Origin of the sequence: Halohasta litorea (assembly GCF_024494645.1) — an archaeon.
Classification (GTDB): Archaea; Halobacteriota; Halobacteria; order Halobacteriales; family Haloferacaceae; genus Halohasta; species Halohasta litorea.
In genome coordinates this window covers 204,879-229,992 of the sequence record NZ_JANHDJ010000005.1, presented here as the reverse complement: position 1 = coordinate 229,992, position 25,114 = coordinate 204,879, and the positions used below count along the sequence as shown (strand labels likewise).

20 protein-coding genes are annotated in these 25,114 nt (G+C 63.2%); 6 read left to right on the top strand and 14 right to left on the bottom strand.

Going from position 1 to position 25,114, the window contains the following annotated elements; all coding sequences use genetic code 11:
- Positions 1–69 precede the first annotated feature (69 nt).
- From NO877_RS13350 to NO877_RS13315, 8 genes are all read right to left on the bottom strand, one after another.
- Positions 70–3,507 (bottom strand): ATP-dependent helicase, encoded by a 3,438-nt coding sequence (locus NO877_RS13350; protein WP_256396847.1) that lies wholly within the window; start codon positions 3,505–3,507, stop codon positions 70–72.
- Positions 3,507–4,427: a hypothetical protein gene (locus NO877_RS13345; RefSeq protein ID WP_256396846.1), complete on the bottom strand. Its 921-nt coding sequence runs from the start codon at positions 4,425–4,427 to the stop codon at positions 3,507–3,509. The genes NO877_RS13350 and NO877_RS13345 overlap by 1 nt, the downstream gene beginning before the upstream one ends.
- Positions 4,424–6,637, bottom strand: a complete 2,214-nt coding sequence (locus tag NO877_RS13340) for a PD-(D/E)XK nuclease family protein (protein WP_256396845.1) — start codon at positions 6,635–6,637, stop codon at positions 4,424–4,426. Before NO877_RS13340 ends, NO877_RS13345 begins: the two co-directional genes overlap by 4 nt.
- Before the next feature lie 154 nt (positions 6,638–6,791).
- Positions 6,792–7,481, bottom strand: coding sequence for a YqjF family protein (locus NO877_RS13335; protein ID WP_256396844.1), 690 nt, complete (start codon positions 7,479–7,481; stop codon positions 6,792–6,794).
- Between the two features lie 372 nt (positions 7,482–7,853).
- Complete coding sequence (locus NO877_RS13330; RefSeq protein ID WP_256396843.1) at positions 7,854–7,997, bottom strand: rubrerythrin-like domain-containing protein; 144 nt, start codon at positions 7,995–7,997, stop codon at positions 7,854–7,856.
- Positions 7,998–8,111: 114 nt separating this feature from the next.
- Complete coding sequence (locus tag NO877_RS13325) at positions 8,112–10,976, bottom strand: bacterio-opsin activator domain-containing protein (protein WP_256396842.1); 2,865 nt, start codon at positions 10,974–10,976, stop codon at positions 8,112–8,114.
- A gap of 210 nt (positions 10,977–11,186) precedes the next feature.
- Positions 11,187–12,344, bottom strand: coding sequence for an MFS transporter (locus NO877_RS13320; protein ID WP_256396841.1), 1,158 nt, complete (start codon positions 12,342–12,344; stop codon positions 11,187–11,189).
- Entirely contained in the window at positions 12,341–12,496 is a 156-nt protein-coding gene (locus tag NO877_RS13315; protein ID WP_256396840.1) for a hypothetical protein, read from the bottom strand. Before NO877_RS13315 ends, NO877_RS13320 begins: the two co-directional genes overlap by 4 nt.
- A 135-nt stretch (positions 12,497–12,631) precedes the next feature.
- On the opposite strand from NO877_RS13315, the gene NO877_RS13310 reads away from it, so the two are divergent.
- Positions 12,632–14,353, top strand: coding sequence for a glutamate--tRNA ligase (locus tag NO877_RS13310; RefSeq protein ID WP_256396839.1), 1,722 nt, complete (start codon positions 12,632–12,634; stop codon positions 14,351–14,353).
- A 10-nt stretch (positions 14,354–14,363) separates the two neighbouring features.
- Here NO877_RS13310 and NO877_RS13305 read toward each other — a convergent pair whose 3' ends face one another.
- Together NO877_RS13305 and NO877_RS13300 are read right to left on the bottom strand one after the other, a co-directional pair.
- Complete coding sequence (locus NO877_RS13305; protein WP_256396838.1) at positions 14,364–14,999, bottom strand: transcription antitermination protein; 636 nt, start codon at positions 14,997–14,999, stop codon at positions 14,364–14,366.
- Positions 15,000–15,183: 184 nt separating this feature from the next.
- Positions 15,184–16,047: a sulfurtransferase gene (locus NO877_RS13300; RefSeq protein WP_256396837.1), complete on the bottom strand. Its 864-nt coding sequence runs from the start codon at positions 16,045–16,047 to the stop codon at positions 15,184–15,186.
- Between the two features lie 251 nt (positions 16,048–16,298).
- Here NO877_RS13300 and NO877_RS13295 point away from each other — a divergent pair, with 251 nt between their 5' ends.
- Positions 16,299–17,105, top strand: a complete 807-nt coding sequence (locus tag NO877_RS13295) for a sulfurtransferase (RefSeq protein ID WP_256396836.1) — start codon at positions 16,299–16,301, stop codon at positions 17,103–17,105.
- Between the two features lie 34 nt (positions 17,106–17,139).
- Here the strand turns inward: NO877_RS13295 and NO877_RS13290 are convergent, their stop codons facing one another.
- From NO877_RS13290 to NO877_RS13280, 3 genes are all read right to left on the bottom strand, one after another.
- On the bottom strand, positions 17,140–17,694 hold the full coding sequence (locus tag NO877_RS13290) for a hypothetical protein (protein ID WP_256396835.1): 555 nt from the start codon (positions 17,692–17,694) through the stop codon (positions 17,140–17,142).
- Between the two features lie 56 nt (positions 17,695–17,750).
- A complete protein-coding gene (locus NO877_RS13285; protein ID WP_256396834.1) occupies positions 17,751–18,110 on the bottom strand; it encodes a hypothetical protein in 360 nt (119 codons plus the stop codon).
- A 118-nt stretch (positions 18,111–18,228) separates the two neighbouring features.
- Positions 18,229–18,573, bottom strand: coding sequence for a hypothetical protein (locus NO877_RS13280; protein WP_256396833.1), 345 nt, complete (start codon positions 18,571–18,573; stop codon positions 18,229–18,231).
- A gap of 90 nt (positions 18,574–18,663) precedes the next feature.
- On the opposite strand from NO877_RS13280, the gene NO877_RS13275 reads away from it, so the two are divergent.
- The 4 genes from NO877_RS13275 (at position 18,664) to NO877_RS13260 (ending at position 24,273) form a co-directional block, all read left to right on the top strand.
- Positions 18,664–21,354, top strand: a complete 2,691-nt coding sequence (locus tag NO877_RS13275; protein ID WP_256396832.1) for an AAA domain-containing protein — start codon at positions 18,664–18,666, stop codon at positions 21,352–21,354.
- Positions 21,355–21,435: 81 nt separating this feature from the next.
- The gene (locus tag NO877_RS13270; RefSeq protein ID WP_256396831.1) at positions 21,436–21,927 is read left to right on the top strand and encodes a DUF6789 family protein; all 492 of its coding nucleotides are present in this window, start codon (positions 21,436–21,438) and stop codon (positions 21,925–21,927) included.
- A gap of 260 nt (positions 21,928–22,187) precedes the next feature.
- Positions 22,188–24,056 (top strand): right-handed parallel beta-helix repeat-containing protein, encoded by a 1,869-nt coding sequence (locus NO877_RS13265; protein WP_256396830.1) that lies wholly within the window; start codon positions 22,188–22,190, stop codon positions 24,054–24,056.
- Between the two features lie 4 nt (positions 24,057–24,060).
- Complete coding sequence (locus tag NO877_RS13260; RefSeq protein WP_256396829.1) at positions 24,061–24,273, top strand: hypothetical protein; 213 nt, start codon at positions 24,061–24,063, stop codon at positions 24,271–24,273.
- A 151-nt stretch (positions 24,274–24,424) separates the two neighbouring features.
- Here NO877_RS13260 and NO877_RS13255 read toward each other — a convergent pair whose 3' ends face one another.
- Positions 24,425–25,090, bottom strand: a complete 666-nt coding sequence (locus NO877_RS13255) for a VOC family protein (protein ID WP_256396828.1) — start codon at positions 25,088–25,090, stop codon at positions 24,425–24,427.
- Between the last annotated feature and the right edge of the window lie 24 nt (positions 25,091–25,114).

The window sequence follows — 25,114 nt, the reverse complement described above, 5'->3', positions numbered from 1 at the left end:
GGGTTTTCATTCAGTACCAGGGACCGTGGAGTCTCCAGGAGTCGCTCTCGATCACCGGTCGAATCGAACTCAGTCGAGCCGGAGGTCGTCGGTGTACTCGAACGGTGGCTCCGCACAGCCGAGCGATCGGTGCTCACAGAACTCACAGTGGGGCCCGGCCTCGACGTCGTCGAACGTCGAGGCGTCGGCCGCCAGGAGATCCGCGTGGAGGTCGTCCCACTGCCGTTCGATCTCCTCGACTTCGAACAGCTGGACGGCGGGTCCTGGATCGCCGACGTACACGTATCCCGCGTGCGTAATCTCCTCCTCGAATCGATCGGCACAACCCCGGACGTACAACAGGAGCTGGTAGCTCTCGGCGAGCGTCTTTTTCGACTGGGAGGTTTTGTAGTCGATCACCGCCAGCCCGCCGTCGGGATACTCACAGACCGCATCGACGTAGCCGGTGACCGTGCCGGTGAGACCGTCGATCTCGTCGAGTTCGATCGGGACCTCCGCGCCGACGGCCGTCCACTCGGGGACCGGCGTCTCGAAGTAGCTCTCGATACAGTCGATGGCTGCCTCGACACAGTCGCTGCCGTCGTACCGCTGGCCGATCCACCGGCAGGCGGTTATCCACTCCTCGACGGTAGTGTAGCCGCGCCAGTAGGCCAGCTCGGCGACGTCGTGGAACAGCGTCCCGATGTCGGCCTGGGTCACTCCCCGCTGGCCGTCACGCTCCGAAACGGGGTCGGGGAAGGCGTCCACGACGTAGTCAAGCACGTGACGGCGGCCACAGTCCCTGACGGCCTCCAGGGCCGAGTGGCTGTGCTGGCGTGCCAGTTGGATCTCCTGGTCGACGCCGAGGGGGACGTCTGCGTACCGCCTGCCATCGACAGTATCCGTGTTGGTATCGAGCGTCCGCTCGACCATCCCATCGGCGAACTCCAACACCTGCTCGATGGCGTCGGCCGTCGAGAGCGGCTGCTGGTAGTAGGTGATCGTGCCGGGGTCCTCGCCGACGCCGCGGGTGATCGGCTCGGTGATATCACGGACCTCGTTGGGTGCGGTTTCGGCGATGGCATCGTAGCTGTCGGTCAGGGCGCTCCAGATCGGCAGTCGCGGGCCCGACGCCGACCAGTCGATCGGTGTGTCGCTTTCGCTCCCCGGCAACTGTTGGTCGACGAGGGGAACGTCGCCGATCCCCTCGGGGAGATCGGTGCCGAACAGGAACAGCTGGTTTTTGGCTCGGGTCAGTGCGACGTGGAGAATGCGCCACTCCTCGGCGATCTGGGCCTCGCTGATGTCACTCCGGAGCGGATCGTCCAGCGTTCCCTCAATGCCGTCGACCAGCATATCGTAGCTGTAGATATGTGTCTGGTAGTTCGAGAGGGTAGCGAATTCGTCTTCGGCTAGATACGGGAGCAACACGGTGTCGAAATCCAGCCCCTTGACCTGGTGGACAGTCATGATGTCGATTGCACCCTCGGATTTGGTGCCCTGACTGGTCGCAGTTTCTTCGCTGGCGGTCAACAGATCCGCCTGTCGTTCGAGATACGAGAGGAACTTGGGGGTGAGCCGCAGCTGGACCGGGCTATCGCTGAACGACGAGATCAGCTGTTCGATCGACTGCAGCCGATCGCGGTCGGCATCCCGGAGGAACCACTCCAGTTTCGTCTCACGTTTCATGTGGGAGTAGAGCTCCGAGACGGAATGGGTCGCCGAGATCTTTTGAAGGGTCTCGTACTCCGATAGTGCCTCCTGGAGCCGCTCCGGACGGTCGAGAGCCGACGGCGAGACTGCCTCGAACCCCTCGGGAACCGTCTCGCCAGCCGCCAGCAGCCGATCGATATCGGCCTCGGGAACCCGGTAGAGCAACAGCAACACGCGCTGCCAGCTCACGTCGTCGCCGGGCTCGACCAGGATACGAAGATACGACAATACGGTTTGAAACCCGTGGCTGACCGCCTCGTCGGAGCCCGCCGAGAGCGTGTACGGAATCGATTCCTGATCTAGCTGATCGGCGATCTGCTTGGCGTGGCGGTTCTTTCGGACTAACACTGCGATGTCCGACAGCCTGTGGCCCTCCAACTCCGCAATACGGTCGGCCAGCAGCTGGGAGATGGTCGTCGAAACCTGCTGTTCGGTCTCGGCTCCCTCGCTGTTGATTTTGAATACGCTCGGCGGGTCGGCCGACCGCTTCGAGTGGATCTGCTGGGTGTCCCGGCCGAGGTTGTTCGTTATGTCCAGGATTGCCTGCCGGGAGCGGAAGTTGTCCGGGAGGGTGATCTCCTCGAAGGAGTCCGGAAGGTTCGACATATTGTCCGGGTCCTGTCCCCGCCACTCGTAGATCGCTTGGTCACTATCCCCAATTACCATGATCTCCATTTCGCTCCGGAGCTCGTCTACCAGGTTGAGTTGGGAGGAATCCGTGTCCTGGAACTCATCGCAGAACACCACATCCCACTGCGAGAGGATGTCCTCGCGGACCTCGGAATCGTTCATGAGTTCGACGGCCTTGTGAATGAGTTCGTCGTAGTCCAGCGCGCCGCGGTCGTCCAACTCCTCGGTGTAGGCCTCGTAGGCCGAGATATAGGCCCGCACCCGCCGGAGCATGGTGACGTATTCCGAAAACCGACCCATCGGCGTCTGTTTGATCCCCTCGAAGGGCCCCCGGGTGTCTTCGAAGAGAATCTCGGGGAGTCGGTACTCCTTCCAGGAGAGGTTCGTCTCAGTCCGAAGATAGCCCGCAACCGAGTCCGCACACTCGGTCATCGCGTCGAGATGGGCTCCGACCGACCGGCTCAGATCGGTGTCCTGGTCGTACCCCGTGGCCTTAAACCGGTAGACGCGGGCGAGCTGCTCGCAGTTGTCGGCTATCGTTTCGGCGTCCCACATGATGTCGTTGGCATCGACGTTGATCAGATCGTGGGCGGCCCCCTCCAGACGCTGCTGGAGGTCGATCAGCTCTGTCAGCGTTTCGTCGTCCGGGAGATACTCGCGGATCGCCGCCGGGTCGATGGCCTCCCGGCGCATCGACCCAATGAAGTCGGTGAGCTCGCCGACGCTTGCTTGATCGGGGCCGCTGGCGGCTGGTGAGCTGGGGGGTGCGAACTCGAAATCAACACTAGTGTACACCGATTCGATTAACTGCGGTCGTTGGTCTTCCGTGATCAGTTCGAAGTCCGGTGAGAGTCCGCTATGATACGCGTACTCCTGGAGCAGTTGATAACAAAACGAGTGGTAGTTGTACACGTCAACATCGAACGAATCACTCGCACCGAGTTCCTCTCTGAGTTTTTCTTGAACGTTATGAGTCGCCTCTTTTGCGAACGTCAGTACGAGTATCCGGTTGGGCGGTGTCTCGCGTGTGTGGATTTCGTCGCGGATTCGCCAGACCATCGTCGTGGTCTTCCCCGAGCCCGCGACGGCCTCGATTTTGATCTCGTCGCCGGTCGCCGCGAGGACGGCTGGCTGGTTCCCCTGTGGCTGCAGTGGTGTGTCGTCCATTGGTTCGTGGTCGTCCATCAGTTACCGTCCTCCTGGACCGCTCGATCCCCAAACGCAACATCCGACCGGATGTACGCCGGGCACGCGTCCTGGTAGGGACAGAATTCACAGCAGTTGTCGGCGATCAGCGAACGGTCCGCGTCCGGAATCGCGTACTCGCCGTCGATGATCTTCGGCCCCATGTCTCGGAGCAGTGTCCGAATCTCGCCGCGTTCGGACTCGAAGAGCTCCTGGAAGTGTCGCATCGTCACCGAGGCGGTCGGGTCGCTTCCCGCCCCGTAGCTGATCCGTACGTCGTCGAACAGCGAGACGTAGGTGAACTCCACGTCCGCGTCCATCCCGTGGGCCGACAGCAGGCCACGCAGTGCGGTCCACGCCCGGAGGAGGTGGCCGATCTGCCGCGGATAGAACTCGGATCGAGAGAGATACGCCTCGACGAGCCCCTCGTCCTTCCAGGCCGGATGGACCCCGTAGAGATTCGGCAGGAACCGGATCGCCCGGTGTCCGCTCTCGGTTTCGACGAGGGCATCGACCTCGGTTTCGTATCTGATCCCGTCGAAACTGCTGCCGAGAACCGGATTGGTCTCGACGAGTCCCTCGGCATGCTCCGCGCCGAACCGCTCGAAGTAGTTCGAAATCGCGGCCTCCAGGAGCTCGCTGTCGAACTGCTGTTGCTCGTCGTTTACATACGAGTCGACCGTTGTGGGCCACTGGCCGACGATCCGCTCGGTAGCGATGCGGGCCCGGGCCGCAGGCGAACCGACATCGGCGGTGAGCCCGGCCAGCAGACCGTCGGCCAGCAGCTCCCGGCGGCGGTCGAAGGTCACATCCGAGTGATCGGTTCGCGGCGAGATCGGCCGCACGTGTTCGAACTCGTACTGTGTGGGACAGACAACGTAGCTCGCCAGCTCGTCGGCGGTGATGACGGGATCGCTCATTCCGATTTCTCCCCCTCACTCCCGTCGGTGGCTCCTGGATCGCTTCTCCCACGACGCTCTGGCCCGGTCGGGGCGATGGCTCCGCGAGCCATGTCGAACTGGGTATCGATCGCCTGGACGAACCGATCGCTGACCGTCTCGTTGGTCTCGATCAACTCCTGGATTTCGGCGAAGTTGGCTTCGGCCTCCTGGATATCGATGCTGCCGCCCTGGCTGGCGATGGCCTGGATCGATTCGAGCTGCGCCCAGGGTTGGGCGAGGATCTCGGTCGAGGCGCTGCCGAGGGTGTAGATATCCCGGTCCTTGCCTGCGCCCTCGATTGTCTTGGTGGGCAACTCGGGGTGGTCCTGGATCGCCGAGAGATACCGCGACTGGTGGTGTGGTTTCCCAACTCCCGCCCGCGTCGTACGGTAGCGACAGAAGTAGAGCCGGGAGTCGGCCGCCCGAGCGCCGACCGCGAGCTGGCGGCGGGCGCGGTGGTTGTGGTAGGCCTCGAAGGGGTCGCCGATGGGCTTGCTGGCTGTTGCATACGTTTCGGTCACGTCGGCGGCGGTCGGCTGCGTGACGTCCGGATAGCCGCTCATCTGTTTGAGCCACGCGGTCGGGAACAGGCGGGTGAGGCGTTCCTCGCCGGGATACACCGAATCGACCACGTTGATGAGGAACACCGCTTTCCGCGAGTCGTTTTTCAGGAGCGAGACGTCGCCGACAGTCACCCCTCCCTCGGCGACGGTCACCTCAGCCGTGTGGGCGTACGGTGCATCGTAGGTGATCGCCCGCTCCAACATCGTGATGAAGTCGAACCAGTCGTTCGAGAGGAAGTCCTGGGTGTCGACGAACTCGGCAATAGACAACAGCCGCGAGAGGTTCCGGAACTGCTCGCGGGCGTCGATATCGTCGCTCTCGCGGGCGATCCGCCCTTTTAAATCAGTTGTGACGATCCACTGTTTGAGCGTGGTCGCAATCGATGTCGGATCGACGCAGTCTTCGATTACTCTCGTATCGAGATCAGGGACCCGCGCCTCGATCAGCCCGAGGGCCTGGTCGTCACCGTCGGCATAATATTGGGCGAGGGCGTGGATCTCCCGGACGGCAAGATCCTGTTCGAGCCCGTTGACCCCTGCCGAGGCGGTCGGGACGCCCGACTGCTGGAGGAGCCGCCGGACCCGCGGCATCGGATCGCCCACCGACCGGAGCAACACGGCACAATCGTCGTAGGCCCAGTCGTGTTCGTGGCGGAGGAACTCGATCTCGTTGGCGACCTCCTGGACCTGTCGGTCGAGCGTCTCGGCGGCGATGATCCGGGCTGGCGTCGCTGCGGCCGTCGAAACCGAGCCGGTTGCCAGGAACTCCGCATACGGTGTGCCAGCCCGTGTTTCGGAGGTCCTAGAGTCGGTAGCTGGTGTCTCGGCCGATGCGTCGTCAGTGTGATCGACGGTTTCGAGGCCGTCAGTAAAGCGGTCGAGGCCACCCGCTTCGCGGGCAGTGCGTTCGATGCTTGCCTCCTGTTCGGCCACACAGACCAGCTCGGCGTTAGCGGTCAGCGAGCCGATATAGGCGCGTTCGACTGCTGAATACTCCTCGAACTCGACGGCGATGACGAGATCGAACTCGCGTTCGATCTCCGTTCGGAGTGTTTGGTCTTCGAGAGCCTCAACCGCACGCGGGACCATCGATGCCTGTTCGACGAGATCCCGCTCGGCGAGCTTGTCGTGAAACGCGCGGTTCACCTCGGCCAGTTCTCGGAGAAGGTCGTCGTACCGTGAGTCACCCATCGATTCGGTGTCGAAGCCACCCTGCCAGGTTGCATCGAGCAGCAGCTGGCCCACGTCGCTGCCGAACGAATCGTGTTCTTGGGCCCGGTCGTAGTACTCCGACCAGTTGCGGCCCTGTAGGACCGCCGCGAGGAACTCGATGCGCTGTTCGTACGTCAGGCGGGTGAGCTGTGGGGCGGCCTCTTCGAGCAGCGTCGAGGCGTGCCGCGCGACCGATTTGACGTTCGGCCGGGACTCTAAGCCGACGACGTCCCGCAGCTCGGCGGTGAACTCCGGCACCTCGTTGGGGAGGCGTTTGAGAACCAGGATATCCCGCGGATCGCCGCCAACAGTCTCTAGGGCGGCGCGATAGATCGGAGCGATCCGTGCGGCAAGCGAGCCGCCAGCAAACGGGAGGCGATGTACCGTCCCCGAAAGTGATGGTGCATACGACATATATAATCGGTGATGAACGTAGGTATCATAGCGGAATCCCGTGGCAAATAGGTTTGGATGGCTCCCCTGTCGAAGCCCACCACGCGTCGCTCGGGTAGTGGTTGGTGGGCGTTGGCTGGTGGGGTGTTGCTTCGACAGTCGCTGGGATCGTGGGTTACAATCGGTGGCTCCGTGAGGCGGTCACATCCAGACCTGGACTGTAGTAGCAGACCGGCTCGGTATCGGGTTCGGCGAAGCCGTGGCTTTGCAGCAGTGTGTTCGTCGTGATGTCGGCGGCCGCGGGGTAGAGCGTCCACGGCTCGTGATCGATGTCCGTGTACCGAATCGAGCCGTCCTGGGCCTCGGTATAAAAGCGGTAGCGTTCGACGAGGAACTCGCCGAACGGATCGTCGGGGGCCGAAAACGGCTCGCCAGTCGGCCAGTAGCTCGCCTCGTAGTGGGCGGGTCGGGCTCCTGGATGCAGTCGTCGGCTCGAAAACTGGACGCGTCCGTCGACCCACTCCAGCGCAATCCGTGCATAAAAGTACGGCAGATGGTGGAACAGTCGCGCGCCGATGACGCTGGCGATCCCCTGTGCGTCGAGGCTGAAAAAGTAGACACTGGGGACGCCGTCGCGGGTGACGTAGGTCCGGAGGTTGAGTTCGGGAAGCCGAATCCCGAGGCATTTGGGCATCCCCGCGGGGCGAACCTCGACGTTGGTAAAGGGGACGACAGAGAGCCACGCCGAGCCATCGAAGGTGTCGGGAGCGAGCCCCTCGGGCAGGTGGGCGTCCATCACTCGTGGCTCGACCGGATAGTTCTCGAACAGCAGGTGTCGCCAGCCCATCTCCAGGGGAAGTACCATACGAGATGTTGGTGAGTAAGACAAATATCACTTTGGCTGAAGGCCACTTCGGCAGCTGCCAGTCTTCGTTAGCGGTGAATTTAGGGTGTATACGGTGTGAACGGTCGACGGGTTTTATTTTGGGAGCGGCTATCATAGTAGCTACCCCTACCCGCGTGTCCTACGACACGTTCCTCCGGCCAGTAGCTTCGGTCGGCCGCTGGCCTGTTCCTGTGTATCGAGTCGTGACTCTGTCGATTGGCCGTGCTTTGTGGTCGACCGCCGATCGGACATTCGGTCATGCTCTCCGGCGGGTATCTTGGACTCCGAGCAACAGACCGCAGAATCGTTATCAGATCGTGGTGAGTCTCACCGTGGGAGATACTGCTTGCACTACTCGACGGTGGCCTGCCGATTCCGTATCGCCCCGCCGCAGTTAGGGCACTGACTTGGCGGGGTTTCAGCGACGATCAGGTCACCGCAGTCGAAACACTCGTACGTAGATTCGCTTTCGGGATCGATTTCGGCGTCTTTCATTGGGATTCACGAGTGCCGGATACCGTGCCGGGCACTCCTTTAAGAATAATACGTGTATAAGGGAATATCCAGACGTTCGCTATCACACGTGATTTGCAAAGCGCGGTGTACTATTCAACCCTCAACCGCTGGCGGATGGCTACCGTCCTCGAACAGGGTGTCGAACAGTTTTCGCTGGACGGTTCGGATATGTCGATAGAACGCCGTCGACGAGATAGCCAACGTCTCGGCAACCTCCTCGCCGGTCTGTCCCCGCGGCGATTCGAAGAAGCCGCTGTAGTAGGCCGTCTGGATCACTTCCAGTTGCCGTTCGGTCAGCTCGTCGACGAACCGCGAATACAGGTCGTGTTCGGCGGCCTGATCGAGCGTCTGTTTGGACCGCAACTCGACGCCAGCGAACGTCTCGCGGACGAGCTGGAGGATGTTGCGGACGGTCACACTCCCCGGGATATCGATGCCGAGCGTCGTTGCGGTGGGGTCGGCGGTGGCCTCGCGGAACACAGCCCCGTGGTCGGCCAACTCCAGAGCCAAAAACGGCTCGGTGAGCTGGAGCCGGACGACGCTGCCGGTCCCGTCCCGACTGATCGGCTGGACGCCGTCGACGGCCACCAGTTCATTTGCGGCGTCCTGGACCGCCTCGACAGTGCCGTCCTCGACGGTGACGAACACGTACTGGCCGTCGCTCGTCTGCTGGACGCCACCGTGGTAGGAGAGCGTGCAGTCGGCCTCCCGAGCGAGTCCCGAGAGGACGAACGAGCCGTCGTCGATCGCGACTTCGAGTCGCGTCATCGATGTCGTGAGCAGGGCGTGCTTCCGCTCGATCGCACTGAGCGCCGACGCGGTTGTTTCGGCGAGTTCGCTCATGACCGCCCGCGTGGTCTCGTCGAAGGCGTTCCGACTCCGGGCGTAGACCGTGAGCACGCCGTGTGTGAGGTCGTTGTAGACCAGCGGGATACTCAACACCGAAAGGAAGTCCCGAGTGAGAGCGTCCTTGCGCCAGGGGTCGTCGTGAAGCCCCGCGGCGACGTTCGGAACCACCGTTGGCTCCCCGGAGGCCGCGGTGTGTTCGGCCGGTTCGGCGTTCGATGTCGTCACCGAAAACGAACGGCTGTCGAGATAGCCCTGGCCGTTGCCCGCCCACGCCCGCGGTTCGAGCGTGTCGGTCGACTCCGAGACCGTCCCGATCCACGCGAACTGGAACCGATCATCAGCTGTCAACAGTTCACAGACGGCGTGGTCGACCTCGGCTCGGGTTTCGGCCTGCACGATGGCTTGGTCGATCTGCCGAATCGTCTCGTTGGTCCGGTTCAGACGACTGAGCTGCTCGTTTTGCTGTTGGAGCGTGCGGTCCTGCTCGCGGAGCTTCGACTCGCGGCTCACTCGGTCGAGAGCCGCCTCGGCGGTTGCGGCCAGCAGGTCGGCGAGTTCGCGGGTGATCTCGTCGAACGCGCCGACGGTCTCCGATCCGGCGACGAAAACGCCGTGTTCACCGAGCGGAATGTAGATCGCACTCCGGAGGTCGGTCGCGCGGTTCGCGAGTCGATCCGCCCTGTGGATGTCGTCGTACCACAGCGGTTCGTTTTCGACGAAACTGTAGCTCACGAGCGTCTCGCCGTCCGCACGGCTGGTCGGTAGTGGCCCGTGGAGGGTTTTCATCCGTGCCGAGTGGGCCGCCGGTCGGAGCTCGTTGGTGTCGGCATCGAAGAGGTAGACCGCACTTGCATCGAGGTCGACTACGTCGGCGGTATCGTCGACGATGTGCTGGGCGATCTCGTGGTGGGTTTCCGCATACAGGAAGTCCCGAGCCGTCTCCTGGAGCGTCGTCAGGGCCTCCTCGCGCTGTTTCCGTTTGGTGATGTCCCGGCAGCTATAGAGGAGCCGCCCACCCTGGATCGAGACCTCCCGGACGGTGACCAACAGCGTGTGTTCGGTGCCCGCCTTGTCGGTGGCCGTACACTCGATGTTTTTGAGGGTCCCGCTTGCGGCGAGCTCCTCGCGGTCGAAGAGATCCTCGCCGAGCAGCTCGTCGATAGTCCCCATCTCGTGGATCTCCTCGGCGGTGTAGCCGAAAATGAAGTGGACGTTCGGACAGACGTAGGTGTAGGCGTCGTCCTCGTCGGTGATGAGGATCGTGTCGGTCATGTTGTTGAGCGTGACCCGGTGGAGCTCCTCGGAGCCGCGAAGCTCCCGTTCGAGGCTGACGCGGTCGGTGATATCGACGCCTTCGACGACGATCGAAACGAGATCGCCGCGCTGGTTCTCGACGGGTCGAACCGAGAGGTCCATGATCCACGGTTCGTCTGCTCCCGACTGTTCGATAACCGCGTTCCCGAAGCTGCCGCCACGGGCTGTCTCGACGATCTGTTCGATATCCTGTCGGGTGCCATCGGATTGAGACCACCATGGGAGCGTCCAAAACGGGTCGCCGAGAAGTGCCTCGACGGAATCGTCGACCATCTCACGGGCGGTCTGGTTCGTGCGGGCGAGTGTCCCGTCGGGGTCGAGCACCCACGTTGCCGTCCGGGAGTCCTCGAAAATCGCATCGAACTGCCGGGCCCGTTCTCGCTGGGTTACCGTTCGTCTGCCACCCCGAACGGCTTGCTCGATCCGGTCGATGAGTTCGGGCAGTTGCTCGCTCGGCTCGGCCAGTGGAACGTAGTCGCTGACACCGGCCCTGATGGCCTCGCTAGCGACGGTTTCGCTCCCCGCAGTCGCCCCGATGACAACTGGCAGCGACGTGGTGTCGGCGCGCACCGTTTGCAGCAGGTCGATGCCGGTCCCGCCGTCGAGTTCGTATTCGGTGACGAGGCAATCGACGTTCCTAGAGCCGAACCGATCGACGGCATCGGCTGCGGTCCGGGCGCGTTGGACTGTGGCCGGGGTCCGTGTCGTCAGTGCCTCGGCGAGGTCGTCGAGCCAGTCGCTCGTGCCGACGACCAGGAGGGTCGACGCCTCGAAAGTCGACGCCATGGTGCTCATACTCGAACCCCGTGACCCGTCACTGATCGTCCACCGGTGTCCGGAGCGAGCAACTGTCCGGACGTAGGCTCCTGATACGCAACCATCACTGGTTGAATATCAAACTGGGGTATAGAAAAGGTGTGTGCCGTGCAGCAGCTGGTCGAGACGCTGTACGACCTCGACGACCGACGGGAGCGACAGTCGGAGACGAACGTCTGCGCCGACCACTCAACTCGGGAGTCGACCGGCGCGTTCGAGGAAGCTGAGCCCGACGACTGTCGCCAAGAGAACGCCTGCGGCGGCGGTAAACACGGTGTCGTAGGCGAGCCCGTATTCGATCAGCGTGCCGACGACCGACGACCCCACCGACTGGGAGACCATCCAGACGGTACTGAAGACGGCGTATGCACTCCCACGGGCCGAATCCGGCAGCGCGCCCAGAATGTAGGCGTCGGTCGCGGGGAACAGCGCGTGGATGACGAAGCCGACCAACGCCGAACTGATCGCGAGGGCAACGAACCCGTCGGCAGCGACTACCAGAAGCAGGCAGCCGGCAAACGAGGCGACGATCCCGAGCAGCAGCGGTACCGACGGGAGATCATCGGCCAGCTCGCCAGCGACGAAGAAGGCCGGAACCCCTGCAGCGAAGACGATCGTCAGCATCGTCGAGGCCGCCGACGGCGAGAGCCCACGAGCCTGCATATACAGCTCGTAGAAATTAAAGACGCCCTGCCAGACGAAGACCGCGAGGCCTGCCAACCCCAGTGCAGCGAGGATGATCCGCCACTCCGAACGCGCCCCGGCCACGAGCGAGCGGTCAGCCCCCCCGGCTTCGGGCATCTCGGTCTGCCGAGAGACGACCACGGTGGCGACAGTCACCACCGCAGCACCGACGGCGATGGTCCACAGCGCAAGCCGCCAGTCGACCCATAGCGAGACGGCGACCAAGGGAGCGGCTGCCACCGCCGCCACCTGATTGGCCGCGCCGTGGATGCCCATCACGCGGCCGACGCGCTCGGGGTAGAGCTCGCTTAAAAGCGGGTTCGCCGAGACGAAGTAGACGCCCGACGCGGTGCCCATGAGGAACGCGCCGATCATCAGCTGGCGGACCGTCACTGCCGCAGCCGTGGCGGCGGCTGCACCGGTGAGGATCGCCCCCGAGACGATCACGAGGTAGTGCCGGGGGAGTCGCGTGAGCAGCCATCCGGCTGGCAGCCGGAGCGACGCGCTGCCGACCCACGCCAGCGTGACGATGAGGCCAGCGGTCGCCTCGCCGATCCCGAACTCGGCGATGAACACGTCCAGCAGCGGCGCGAAGACGATCCTGGCGAGATTGAGGAAGAAGACGAGCCCACACAGCGAGCCAAAGAGGCGATGTCGACTCACACTTGCGGTTCGGAACAGAGGGTTTCAAGCGTTCCGACTGCCCGATTCATCAGCGTAAACGAACTTCCTACGCCACTGTCGAGGCGGTCACTTTTTGGGAGTGGATCGAGGAACAGTGTGAGCCGCGTCTCGATCCGGCCGAGGAGGGCCATATGTTCGTATTGATTGTCCGCCGTTTTTGAATTTCCGACTCTCAGACAGCCAGTACCCGATACGAAGTAGCGTTGAGTTGTATCGATAACACCGATCCACACCCCTTTTGACGGATCACCCGAAAGCCACACCCAATGGACGACGAACTCCGCGAGCGCGTGAAAGGGGAAGCCGAGAAACACGCCCTGTTCAACGCGCTCAAACACGACAGCGACCCCGACGTGGGCGCGATCATGGGCCCACTGATGGGCGAGAACCCCGAGTTCCGACCGCACGGCGACGAGGTGCCGGGCGTCGTCGGCCAGGTCGTGGGGAAAATCGGCGGACTGGACCGCGAGGCCCGCCGCGAGCGACTCGCCGAATTGGACCCCGAGTTGGTCGATGAACTCGATGCCGAAAACGAGGCCGACGAACACACCCTGCCCGACCTGCCGAACGTCGAGGAGTACGACACGGTCCGCCTGCGGGCCGCACCGAACCCCAACGGCCCGTGGCACCTCGGCCACGCCCGGATGCCGTCGGTCATCGGGACCTACACCGAGCGCTACGACGGCGAGTTCGTCGTCCGCTTCGACGACACCGACCCCGAGACCAAACGCCCCGACCTTTCGGCCTACGATGCCATCCTGGAGGACATCGACTACCTCGGCTTCGAACCCGACGAAGTCTACCGCGCCTCGGATCGCGTCGAGACCTACTACGACCACGCCCGCGAGCTGATCGAGATGGGCGGCGCCTACACCTGCGATCTGCCCGCCCAGGAGTTCTCGGCGCTCAAAAAAGAGGGAACCCCCTCACCCAACCGCGACAAGGACCCCGAGACCGTCCTCGAAGAATTTGAAGCGATGATCGACGGCGACTACGAGTCCGGCGAGATGGTCCTCCGGGTGAAAACCGATATCGAACACAAAAATCCCGCACTGCGGGACTGGGTCGCGTTCCGCATGATCGACACGCCGCATCCGCGCGAGGAAGCCGCCGACTACCGCTGTTGGCCGATGCTCGACTTCCAGTCGGGCATCGACGACCACCTCACCGGTATCACGCACATCATTCGCGGGATCGACCTCCAGGATTCGGCCAAACGCCAGCAGTTCGTCTACGACTACTTCGACTGGGAGTACCCCGAAGTCCTGCACTGGGGTCACGTCCAACTCGATGCCTACGATATCAAACTCTCGACGTCGACGATCAAGGAACTGATCGACGATGGCGAACTCGACGGCTGGGACGACCCACGCGCGCCGACGCTCCAGTCGGTTCGCCGCCGCGGGATTCGGGGCGAAGCGATCGTCGAGTCGATGATCGGCCTCGGAATGTCGACCTCGGATGTCGACCTCGCGATGTCATCGATTTATGCCAACAACCGCGAGCTGGTCGACGACGAGTCGAACCGGTACTTCCTGGTCCGTGGCGGCCAGCGTGTGCCGGTCGTCGGCGAAGACAAACCGGCCGCAGGCCACCCGCCGCTCCATCCGAACCACGAGGACCGTGGCGATCGCGAGATTCCGGTCGGCGACGCCGTGCTCGTCGAAGCCGACGACCTACCGAGCGAGGGCGAGCGCATCTGGCTCAAAGGCTACGGCTGTGTCCGCTACGTCGACGAGGAGTTCGTCGCTACGGGTGACGACATCTCGGCCGTCCGCGAGGAGGGTGTCGAGGTCATCCACTGGGTGCCAGCCGACGACACCGTTGCGGTCACGATGCGAACGCCCGACGGCGACGTGACGGGCCACGCCGAACCGGCCTTCGGCGACACCGCGGTCGACGAGATCGTCCAGTTCGAGCGAATCGGCTTCGTGCGAGTCGACCGACACGCCGACAACGAAGCAGTCGTCTACTACACCCATCCGTAGGTGTGGTTGTTCAGCAGACTGGTTTGGGGTTGACGCCCATCGATTCGAGCGAGTCGGTGTACTCGTCGTAGGCCGCCTGGATCGCCTCGCTGGCTGCGGCCGCTGCGGCCTCCCGGTCGGCGTCGCTCTCACAGACTGCCTCGACCAGTTCCGCGGCGCGGTCGATCTGCTCGTCGACATCGTCGCCGAGATCCCGGAACACGCTCGCCGTCCGGGGGTCGGCATCGCCGACGAAGTAGCCGGTGTACTGTTCTTTCGACTTTTTGGCGACCAGACAGCGCCCGACCAGGCCGCCAGCCCGCTGGACTGTGGCGGTGAAGGTTCGGAGTGTCTCCTGAATCGCCGGGAGTTCGTCGACGTCTGCTGCGCTCGGCGCATCGTCGAGCTTCCCGGCCACAGTCTCGTAGTGGTCGGCCTCCTGTTCGGCGAGATCGCCGAAGAGGGCCGCCGCATCCTCGTTGGTTTCGTCGTCGGCCCACAGCTCGAACGTTTCGCGGGCGGCGTCTTCGGCGATCGCCGCGGCCCGAAGCACGGTTTCGGCCTCGATATCGCCGCCCGTTTCGGCGTACAGTGATTTCGAGGAGCCGAGTCGCGAGAGGGCTGTTTTGTTCTCGGTTTGGACGTGGTCGATGAAGTCGTCTGTCATGGTCGACTCATGAGCCCGGAGGCTCTTGAGTGCACCCGATTCGGTGTCAGGAGTGTCAAACCAGCGCAGTCGCTACGGACTCAGCGTCTCAAAAATAGTCGAAACGGAGCTTACTCAGCGCTGCCTTTCTCCGCGGGTCGGCTTCGCCTCCCCGCTCCGACTCGAAGCGGCGACTTCGCTCCGCTCAGTCGTCCGCTTCGCCTTTCTCGATCGGTGCGCCGACGAGGTTCCCCCACTCGGTCCAGGAACCATCGTAGTTGATGGCGTCCTCGTAGCCGAGCAGTTCGTGGAGCGCGAACCAGGCGACCGACGAGCGCTCGCCGATGCGGCAGTAGGCAACGGTCGTTCCCTCGCCGTCGATGCCTTTGTCGGCGTACAGCTCCTCGATCTCCTCGGCGGATTTGAAGGTGCCGTCGTCGTTGGTCACGGCGGCCCACGAGATGTTCTGTGCGCCGGGGATGTGGCCGCCGCGCTGGGCGGTCTCGTTGAGTCCTGGCGGTGCGAGGACTTTGCCGGAGAACTCCTCGGGCGATCGAACATCGACCAGCGGCAGGCCCTTGTCGATGGCGTTTTCGACGTCGTCGCGGTAGGCCCGGATCGACTCCCGCGGCCCGGAGGCCTCGTAGTCGACGGCGGAGAACTCGGGGACCTCGTCGGTCACTGGGTAGTCGTTGTCGAGCCAGTACTCGCGGCCGCCGTCGAGGAGTTTCACGTCGTCGTGGCCGTAGTATTTGAACTGCCAGTAGGTGTAGGCCGCAAACCAGTTGGCGTTGTCACCGTAGAGGACAACCGTCGAGTCCTCGGTGATGCCGTGGGCACCCAGCAGCTCTTCGAAGTCGTCTTTCGAGAGGATGTCGCGGGTGGTCTGGTCCTGGAGGTCCTCCTCCCAGTTGAAGCCGATGGCACCGGGGGCGTGACTCTCGTCGTAGGCCTCGGTGTCGACGTCGACCTCTACGAGTCGATAGTCGGGGTCGTCGCTCTGGAACTCGTCGAGATGGTCTTCGGCCCAGTCAGCCGAGACCAGCACGTCTTTCGCATACTCTGTCATACACCCACCGATTGAACCCCCACCGTCTTAGTACTAGTATCAACGGCGCTTTCGGCCGGTCCTGAAGGATTCCGGAGAGTATTGCCAGCGGTTGTCGCTGCGGTGGCGAGAGACCCACTCAGACCCGAGCCGACACCGACCACAGCCGACCCTCCCGCCAAAAACACGGCAACAATATCCTGTATCGAGGAACCCCGGCGGCGGTCGACACCGCCGGATGGTTAACGGCCACTGCGCTACTTGGAGCTAGTATGTCCGCAGATCTACTCGTCGAGGCCGCGTGGGTCGCCGACCGACTTGACGATCCGTCGGTCCGTCTCGTCGACGTCCGCGACGCCTGGGAGTACGACGCCATGGGTCACCTCCCGGGTGCGGTCTCAGTGCCGTTCGATAGCTTCCGTGACGCCGACTCGCCGGACCCGGGGACGCTTCCTGGAGCCGAAGCCTTCGCCGACCTGCTCGGCGAGGCCGGGATCAGCGCCGACGATACCATCGTCGCCTACGACGACACCCACGGCGTGTTCGCCGCCCGCTTCGTCTTCACGGCCCTCGTCTACGGCCACGACGACGTTCGGCTCCTGGACGGCGATTTCAGCGCATGGCGACGCGAGTACGAAACCACGGACTCGGCCCCGGATATCGAGCCGACGAGCTACGAGTCTCCAGGACTCGTTGCCGACGCCCCGATCGTCGACCGCGAGGCCGTCGCGGCTGCGATCGACGGCGGCGAGACGACCCTCATCGACACCCGCGAGGGGTGGGAGTACGAGGAGGGCCACCTGCCGGGAGCAGTCCGGCTCGACTGGATGGAACTCGTCGACGAGGAGACTCGGGGGGTCAAATCCACCGCCGAAATCGAGTCGCTGCTGGCCGACCGTGGCATCGAGACCGACCGCTCGCAGCCGATCGTGCTCTACTGCAATACCTCGCGCCGACTGACTCATACCTTCGTCGTCCTCCGCTCGCTCGGCTTCGAGGACGTGGCTGTCTACGAGGGCAGCATGACCGAATGGGAGAACGCCGACGGCGCGATCGAGACGACAGATACCGACGAGTAGGAGGCCCTTACCGGCAGTAAGGCCGTCCTACTCGCTACTCGAAGCCGCGGTCGACGCCCGCCTCGTCGATGAGATCGTCGAGTTCCTTCGAGAGGAGTTCGTCGGCATCCGCGAACGTCTCGGAGAGTTCGTCGAGTCGGTCCGGCCGGTCGCTGAGTTCGTACTCCATCGGGCCGAAGGCCGGGCTGTCGACGGCCTCCATCATGTCCGTAAAGAAGTCCTCGCCGGTCGTTGGTGCCTCCGAGTGGACTTTGAGCGTCTCCTGGATACGCGTCGCCATCGACTTCGCCTCGGATTCGTCTTCGGGTGGTTGCTGGACCGCGAACCGGCCGGTATCGGTCTCGCGGTGGGGGAGTACCGAATCGATCTCGTCGTCGATGCGGCGGGCGACCTGCGTGCCGACGCCCTGGAGCTCGTGGGGGTTCTTCGCGTAGGTTTTGAGCTGGAAGACACCGGCGGCGGGGTGGCCCAGATACAGGTCCTCGCCGACACCGCGCTGTCGTTGTCCGGCGACCGCTCGCCAGCCCTCCGGGTCACGGTCGCCCTCGATCACGTCCGAGAGAATATCGTCCCAGTCTCTGACGCGCATACGCCCAGATGGGACAGTGACTCAATGAGCCTATCGGTCCCGACAGCCTCGCCCGCCTACTCGGCGGCCCACGCGAGCGCGTCGGCCTCGTTGTTGAACGTCTCGACGTCGACGCCCGCTACGTCTTTGACCTGACTGGAGAGTGCCATGCTTTTGATCCCATCCGAGACGACCGCCCACTTCGTAATCCCGTACTCGGTGCCGACCTCAGCGGCCTCTTTGGCCTTCTCGAAGACGTCCTTGTTCAGCGACGAACTCATATTCAACAGCGACAGGTGGGCGTTGACGCCACCCTGTGCGGCGAGCTCCTCGAACTGTTCGTTTACTTTCGTGTACTCTTCGGCATCCGAGGGCATCCCATCCGAGAAGTTTGCAACCACAACGCCGTCTTCGACATACAGCTCCCAGTCAGTCATTTCCGTCCCAACAGAACCGGTGGGGTAGAATATATATGCCGCTCAAATATCCGTATTTGATAATTTGGAGTCCGGGCACAGCATCGATAAACGGTTCGTTAATATCGAATTTATTATATTATTCTGTGAAATAGAGCTCCCGGATGACCATCCCCATCCCGCCGAGAAGCAACACCACGGTGAACACCGACTCGTTGCCCGAGAGGAACCGTTCGCCGCCCCACAGCACGACACCGAAATACAGCGCGACCCGGAAGCGCTGGCTCTCCATGCTCCCCCAGAACAGTCCGTAGATAACGAGCCCGGAGACGTAGAGCGTCACACCGATCTCGCCGACGACTGCCGGAGAGAGGCCGTTCGTACTCAGAAGCCGAACCGACGCGGCCAGTGATACAGCGACGAGGAATCCCACGCCAGCTCGAAGTAGCACGCCCCAGTAATCGGTCCCAGTCGACTCACTCATATCGAGAGGAATGCCGAGCAGCCACTTCCACCCTCCGACTCGGGGTGGCCATCAATAGTGTTTTTCAGTCCTCAGCACCGAACGCAGGTAGTGACAGCGAGCCTCCGCGGCGAGATCATCGCCGTCGACGAGCCAACGACGGTCGAAACCGAGTACGGCGAGCGCAAACTCGCCGAGCTTCGGCTGCGACCAACCGACGGCAGCGAGACCAACGGCGATGCGGCGGTCGACGTAACCCTCTGGGCCAAGTGGGCCGACACCGCCGACCACGCCGAGCCGGGGATGGATCTGATCGTTACCGAACCGGCGGTCGAGGAGTACGATGGTGGAGTCACCTACAGCACGACGAGCGAGTCGTACGTCGTTCTCGAACCGGATTTCCTGGTCGACGTGACTGCCATCCGGTCGTGGGTGCAGTGTCCCCGGATGTATTATCTCAACAAGCTCTCGGCGATCCCGCTTAACTATCCGGTCGTCAAGGGAACCATCGTCCACGACGTATTCGGCGATCTGCTCCGCGGCCGTGATCTCGATGCCGCCATCGAGGATCGGGTCGCCGAGGCGGGCCTCGAACTCGGCCTGCTCGGCCGCGATGTCGCGGAGGTCGAAGGCGAAGTCCGGGGCAACGCCGCGGCGATCGAGGGGTGGCTCGCACAGGGAACCCTCACGGAGGAAGACGCCTGGCGCTCCGAATACACGCTTATCAGTCCAACGTTCGGCCTCAAGGGCCGAGCCGATGCCCTCCGGCGGGGGATGCCGGTCGAACTCAAAACGGGGAAGAATACGAGCCGTGAACCGCGGTTCCAGGACAAGATCCAGGCGGCCAGCTACGCCCTCATGCTCGACGAGCGCGGCGTCGACGCCGACACGGGCACCCTCTTATATACGAAGAACACGACGCTCGAACGCACCGAAGAGTCGGGCGATCTCTCGCCCGCCAAGGAGTTCTCGATGGGGAAGGGTCTCCTGGAGTTCGTCGTCCAGAGCCGCAACGCACTCGCCGCCATGGAGGCCCGCGAGGAGGTGCCGACCGGCTACGAGGCCGACGCCAAATGCCAGTACTGCTTCGAGCAGGACACCTGCATGGTCGTCTCGGGACGACTCGACCAGGAATCGAAAGCGGGTGCAGTGGGTCGACCCATCCCCGAGGAAGAACGCGAGTACTTCGATCGCTTTTATAAGGCGATCGAGGCCGAACGCCGCGCCACCCACGACGAGTACCGGAAACTCTGGGAGCAGGGCGACCAAGAGCGGGCCGACGACGATCGGGCGCTGATCGGGCTCGAACCCATTGAACAAAACGAGATCGACGGCAACCGGTGGGAGCTTCGTGCGCGCAAACCGCGGGAGGCCGTCTCGAAACTCCGCGAGGGCGACGTCGCGCTCGCCAGCGACGGCGACCCCGTCTCGGGCCACGCCGAACTCTGTCGAATCACCAAACTCGACGAGGAGATCGTCGTCACGACCGACGAGCCGGTCGAGTTCCGTCGGCTCGATGTCTACCCCTCGGAGATCTCGGTCGACCGAATGCTGACTGCGCTCCACGACACCGTCCTCAAGAGCAGCGACGATCGCAAGGAGATCCTCTTCGGCCGCCGGGAGCCCGCCTTCGACGACGGGAGGGAGACGTTTATCGACAACAACGAGGGCCAAAACCAGGCGGTCAATCTGGGCGTCAACGCCCAGGATTGTGCGCTGATTCACGGTCCTCCTGGAACCGGGAAAACCTACACCATCGCGCGGCTGATCCGCGCGCTCGTCGATCGCGGCGACCGCGTCCTCCTTACTGCGTTCACCAACCGGGCGGTCGACAACGCCCTCGAAGCCCTCCGTGAGCAGGGGTTCGAGGACATCTGCCGCGTCGGGACTGATACCGGCATCCGGGAGGATATGCTGGACGTGCAGTTGGAGACGAAGGGGGACCCCCACGAGCGAGCGAGCGAACTCCGAACCGCGCCGGTCGTCGCCGCGACGACCGCCAGCTGTGGCTCGCGGGTCATGCGCGAACAGGCCTTCGACGTGGCGGTCGTCGACGAAGCCTCTCAACTCACCGAGCCCTCGGCGATGGCCGCGCTGAATCTGGCCGACCGGTTCGTCCTCGTCGGCGATCACGAACAGCTGCCACCGGTCGTCCAGGCCGCTAACGCCGGCCAGGTGTCGGGAACGGGCAATCCGCTCTCTACGTCGTTGTTCGAGCGACTGATCGAGCAGTATCCCGACGCCGCAGTGATGTTGACCCGGCAGTACCGGATGTGCCAACGAATCCAGGCCTTTTCTTCCGCGGAGTTCTACGACGGCGCACTCCGCCCTGCAACGGGCGCTGTCGCTGCCCAGTCGCTCTCCGAACTCTGCGATCCGGATTCGCTGCCCGCCGAGCTTCGGGACTCGGTCACGTTTCTCGATCCCGGTGGCACGCGCGTGGGTAACACGAACCCGACCGAAGCCGACCGGGTGGCCGAGATCGTCGATCAGTATCTAACAGCGGGTATCGACCCCGATGCGATCGGCGTCATCGCGCCGTTCCGCGCGCAGGTCGCCGAGATCAGTCGTCGGGTCGACGTGACTGTCGATACGGTCGACCGCTTCCAGGGGTCGAGCAAGGAGATCATCGTCGTCTCCTTCGTCGCCACCGGCGAACTTGCGGGGCCGCTGTTCGAAGACTATCGGCGGATCAACGTCGCACTCACACGGGCGAAAAAGGGGCTCGTGCTTGTCGGCGACCGAGGAGCACTGTCGACCGACCCCTTCTACCAGCGGCTGCTCGACTGGGTCAACCGCTAACCCACCACGGCCGACTCACCAACGGAACCGTATTTATCTGCTGAACTACACTTTTCGGCATTCACGCCGTTGGCTGTGTGTATGAGTAACGAACAGGAAACACGCAGTTCAAAAGAGATCTCACGGGAGTCGGGACAGATCGGCGTCCGCGAGCTGTCGGTGGCCAGTCTTTCGGGGCTCGTCGGGATGATCGCCATGCAGCCGATCTTCGGCGTGGCAACGATCCTTGGCGTGCTCGATCCGGTCGCGTTCTCGGGGTTCGCCAACATCGTCGGCTACGGACTGAACTTCTGGGGCGGGGTTGCGATTTTCGTCCTTGGTGGGATCACGGTCCTGCCGCTGTTGTTTATCACACTCGGGAACTACCTCCCGCCAGCGACGAGTATTCCGCTTCGGGGGGTCACATACGGCACGATCATCTGGACCGGCTTCGCCCTCGCGTTTTATACCGACCAGAGCGGTGTCGGATTGGTGATTTATCTGGTGATGACGCTCGTTAATCACTGGGTATACGGCGCAGTACTCGGCTCGGTGTACACACGGTACGCCTCGATCGCAGCCTACGAAGTGTGACTGTGGCGGGCTCCGCGTGGTAGGGTGTTCCTACTACCGGTATGGGAGATGGTTAGACACGGTCGGCCGTCGACCGAAGTACCCTACCGGTGACAGGTGCGGCGAACCACGTGACACCCAGTACGGGGATGTATCCGGTATGTAAGTGAAATTCAGTTGCTTGTGAGTGTCCGTATCTATATAATATAGCCCTCCAACGGAACACTATCTTAATACAACTGGTCAGAATTACTATATGTGCAACCTGATCCTAACGGAATATGGCAGAACGCCACTCGGACGATTCCGGGCAGAAAGCACAGCTTAACAGACGGGACTATATGCGGCTCGGTGGTGCGGCAGTCGGTGCGACCGCACTCGGTGTCGGGGCAACGACATCGGTTTCGGCTCAGGCCGAGACGGTCGTCGACCTCGGCGAACAGGGCCTCAGCGCGGGCGACGAGATCGACCCGTATCTCGAAGAGTACGTCGGTGACGGCGTCGAGGTACGCGTCCCGGAGGGCGAGTACGACTGGAACGGCGAAGGGTTCACCGGTGCCTCGAGTGACGCGGCCATCGTCGGACAGGGCGAAGTGATTCTCAACAACGTCGCTGGCGAATACTACCAGACGATCAAGGCCCGCGGCGGCACCGTCGAGATTCGGAACTTTACCATCCGAGGCCAGGCAACCGGGAACAGTTCGCGGTTCCGCCTCGATGCGGATTCGGATGGTCACATCATCATCGACAACGTCAACTTCCCCGACGGAGGCGAAGAGGGCGCGGAGTCGAAAGCGTTCTACGCACCCCGCGACCACGCCGGTGTGATCGAGATCCGCAACTGCTACTACGCGAACTTCGACGACAACGGCATCTATGCGAGTTCCCCCGGCTACGATGACGGCGCTGGCGGGCAGGTCATCGTCGAGAACTGTACCTCTCACAACAACAATATCTCCGGTATCCGTATCGGCTCACCCGACAGTATCGTCAGAAATTGTCTGATAATCAACGATAAGGCACCGCGGACAAGCCCCAGCGGCTATCAGAACTCCCGTGGGATCCGTGTCCGTGCCCCCGGTGAGAACCAGCTGATCGAAGACACCGAGATCATCCACTCCTACGACGGGGCAGGGATACCGATCCAGCTCCACGGCACCGCAGCAGGCGGCTCGGGAACGATCAAAAACGTTCGCATCCTGAACAACACGGACAACGACGCGATCCAGGACCAGGAGGGCGAGACCGCCGAGACGTGGACCGGGACGAACATCGACATCACCGGCGACGGCAACCTCAGCGCTCCGTCGAACTTCGATGTGACAACCGGAAGCAGTGCCGAGGAACCGACAGGAGAGGATCCGCAGGGCGACACGACGGTCGACACTCCGGATTCGTCCGACAGTACCGGGTCGACTGATCCAGACAGCTCGGATTCGTCCGGCTCGGGTGATCCTGCAGAGGGCACCGACCGACTCCTCGTCACGACATCGCCATCCGATGGCGCGAGCTACGAGTTTACAGCCACTGGTGAGATCACGCCACGGTACGATCTCGATCAGTACAATGCAAACGACGACTCGGTCGGCGAGAGCGCGACCGAGAACGACGACGGCACGTGGACCGCCACGGGCCAGCTCTCGGGAGCGGGCACCAGCGGCGACTCCTTCGATGTCGCTGGCGACATTACGTCGGTCTCTATCGATGGCGACAGCGGGGCCGTCTCGCTGTATCTCAACGACGAGGAGCTCTCGACGGACGATCTCGTCGACCAGTCGTCCGACGAGCAGCCGACCGATGACGACCAGTCTACTGACGACGAACAACCCACAGAGGACCAGCAATCGGACGACACCGACGAGACTGCGGACGACGGCGACCTCACGAACGTCCTGCTACTCGACGGCACGGTCAGCGAGGACCTCGCCCAGTACAAAGTCGTCGTCAGCGGCGAAATCGAGCGGAGCGACTCGCTGAGTTCGACTGCCGACGGCGGCAGCCCGTGGGACGAGATCGAAGACCGCGTCGACGGATCGAGCGCGACCGGTGTCGTCGCCAAAGGCCTCGATGGCTACCGGTTCTCCGGCGACCTCGTCAGCTTCCAAGTCAAGGGTCACGTCGACCTCACTATCGAACAGGCCTCCCAGTAGACCCATGGCGGCATACAGTGACTGGGAGTCGCTTTCGGCGGACCCCGATCCGGAAGCCGACCTCGGATACGTCGGCACCGAGTGGGATGTCATTCGGACGACGCAGAAAGAGCAGTCCCATCTGCTCTTTTTGCCGCAGGACGAACAGCTCCTGAAACAGGAGGCGTTCGTGATCGCCGACGAATCGGCCGTCGTCGATATCGCTACCCACCGGTGACATAGCGGACGGGTAGCCGCGTCGGGGGTCGCGGCACCCACAGTTAGTCGGCTCTGATCGGTTCGATACCGGGTTATTGTCACCGATACTGTCTCCACCATCAGGTATTGTCTCCAATCGAAGGTCCAGGACGGACAGCAGTCGCTTCCTCTCACCGGTTGTGAACGATGCGGACCTCGTACGGCAACGTCGGATGACTGTACCGACCGCGTGGAGCCGACTCGTCGGCGACTGTCACCGACACCGACGCGGGAGCCGCCGCCCGGTCGGTCGGATACCACTCCTGGCCGGTCGGGATGACGACGAACCGGGCGTGTCGGTCGCCAACCCACGCGAACGACTCGCTGGGCGTGCCCCACGCCGAGAGCCCGACGCTTTCTTCGAGCCACTCGACGAGCGCCAGTGGTTCTTGGGCTGGGAGTCCGACCTCGGTTACCCCGTCGACGACGCCCGAGTCAGCCCGCTGGCGCGGATCACCGTCGTAAGCGAGCCCTTCGAGAACGTTTCCCGCGGCGTCTTCGAAGTAGATCGCCGTCGCGTCCAAAAACTCGAACCGGCGGCTCGGTTCGCCCTCGACGGGGAGGATCGTCGCCCGGTCGGCCAGCCAGTCGACGGCCCGGTCGCCGTCGAGCAACAGTCGAAACGCCAAATGCACCAGCGGGGCGTTGTCGGCGTCGGTGAACTGGAGGGTGGTCTCGCCGAGTCGAACCGCCGACGCGTCGGCGGTACTGTCGCCGCTCGGAGCGAACCGTGAGCGATACCACGCGGCTACTCCCGCCGGATCGGCAGCCGGAACCGCCACCTGTTCGAACCGCATTGGTTGTCTTCGGGTGGCGAACCG

What these genes read in the sequence shown, in the direction of transcription:
- NO877_RS13255 (WP_256396828.1), bottom strand. Translation starts at nt 25,090, where the DNA reads ATGCGGTTCGAACAGGTGGCGGTTCCGGCTGCCGATCCGGCGGGAGTA.
- NO877_RS13345 (WP_256396846.1), bottom strand. Translation starts at nt 4,427, where the DNA reads ATGAGCGATCCCGTCATCACCGCCGACGAGCTGGCGAGCTACGTTGTC.
- NO877_RS13290 (WP_256396835.1), bottom strand. Translation starts at nt 17,694, where the DNA reads ATGCGCGTCAGAGACTGGGACGATATTCTCTCGGACGTGATCGAGGGC.
- NO877_RS13310 (WP_256396839.1), top strand. Translation starts at nt 12,632, where the DNA reads ATGGACGACGAACTCCGCGAGCGCGTGAAAGGGGAAGCCGAGAAACAC.
- NO877_RS13315 (WP_256396840.1), bottom strand. Translation starts at nt 12,496, where the DNA reads ATGGCCCTCCTCGGCCGGATCGAGACGCGGCTCACACTGTTCCTCGAT.
- NO877_RS13340 (WP_256396845.1), bottom strand. Translation starts at nt 6,637, where the DNA reads ATGTCGTATGCACCATCACTTTCGGGGACGGTACATCGCCTCCCGTTT.
- NO877_RS13295 (WP_256396836.1), top strand. Translation starts at nt 16,299, where the DNA reads ATGTCCGCAGATCTACTCGTCGAGGCCGCGTGGGTCGCCGACCGACTT.
- NO877_RS13270 (WP_256396831.1), top strand. Translation starts at nt 21,436, where the DNA reads ATGAGTAACGAACAGGAAACACGCAGTTCAAAAGAGATCTCACGGGAG.
- NO877_RS13285 (WP_256396834.1), bottom strand. Translation starts at nt 18,110, where the DNA reads ATGACTGACTGGGAGCTGTATGTCGAAGACGGCGTTGTGGTTGCAAAC.
- NO877_RS13260 (WP_256396829.1), top strand. Translation starts at nt 24,061, where the DNA reads ATGGCGGCATACAGTGACTGGGAGTCGCTTTCGGCGGACCCCGATCCG.
- NO877_RS13325 (WP_256396842.1), bottom strand. Translation starts at nt 10,976, where the DNA reads ATGAGCACCATGGCGTCGACTTTCGAGGCGTCGACCCTCCTGGTCGTC.
- NO877_RS13300 (WP_256396837.1), bottom strand. Translation starts at nt 16,047, where the DNA reads ATGACAGAGTATGCGAAAGACGTGCTGGTCTCGGCTGACTGGGCCGAA.
- NO877_RS13305 (WP_256396838.1), bottom strand. Translation starts at nt 14,999, where the DNA reads ATGACAGACGACTTCATCGACCACGTCCAAACCGAGAACAAAACAGCC.
- NO877_RS13330 (WP_256396843.1), bottom strand. Translation starts at nt 7,997, where the DNA reads ATGAAAGACGCCGAAATCGATCCCGAAAGCGAATCTACGTACGAGTGT.
- NO877_RS13280 (WP_256396833.1), bottom strand. Translation starts at nt 18,573, where the DNA reads ATGAGTGAGTCGACTGGGACCGATTACTGGGGCGTGCTACTTCGAGCT.
- NO877_RS13265 (WP_256396830.1), top strand. Translation starts at nt 22,188, where the DNA reads ATGGCAGAACGCCACTCGGACGATTCCGGGCAGAAAGCACAGCTTAAC.
- NO877_RS13335 (WP_256396844.1), bottom strand. Translation starts at nt 7,481, where the DNA reads ATGGTACTTCCCCTGGAGATGGGCTGGCGACACCTGCTGTTCGAGAAC.
- NO877_RS13350 (WP_256396847.1), bottom strand. Translation starts at nt 3,507, where the DNA reads ATGGACGACCACGAACCAATGGACGACACACCACTGCAGCCACAGGGG.